Annotated in this window: 1 protein-coding gene; it reads left to right on the plus strand. The window is 55.1% G+C overall.

The window, feature by feature from the left end; all coding sequences use genetic code 11:
* Positions 1–561: phage tail tape measure protein (locus DF185_RS23105; protein WP_133250148.1), on the plus strand; the 561-nt coding region annotated here is incomplete at both ends.

Here is a 561-nt window from a genome sequence, read left to right on the forward strand (position 1 = left end):
CCCGCCGCCTGAAAGAGAACATGGGCACGCTGGAGACCTGGGCAGACAGGACTGCGCGGGCATTCAAATCCATGTGGGATGCGGTGCTGGATATTGGTCGTCCTGATACCGCGCAGGAGATGCTGATTAAGGCAGAGGCTGCGTATAAGAAAGCAGACGACATCTGGAATCTGCGCAAGGATGATTATTTTGTTAACGATGAAGCGCGGGCGCGTTACTGGGATGATCGTGAAAAGGCCCGTCTTGCGCTTGAAGCCGCCCGAAAGAAGGCTGAGCAGCAGACTCAACAGGACAAAAATGCGCAGCAGCAGAGCGATACCGAAGCGTCACGGCTGAAATATACCGAAGAGGCGCAGAAGGCTTACGAACGGCTGCAGACGCCGCTGGAGAAATATACCGCCCGTCAGGAAGAACTGAACAAGGCACTGAAAGACGGGAAAATCCTGCAGGCGGATTACAACACGCTGATGGCGGCGGCGAAAAAGGATTATGAAGCGACGCTGAAAAAGCCGAAACAGTCCAGCGTGAAGGTGTCTGCGGGCGATCGTCAGGAAGACAGTG

The sequence above is a fragment of the Marinifilum breve genome (genome assembly GCF_003202155.1).
In the GTDB taxonomy this organism is placed as follows: Bacteria; Bacteroidota; Bacteroidia; order Bacteroidales; family Marinifilaceae; genus Marinifilum; species Marinifilum breve.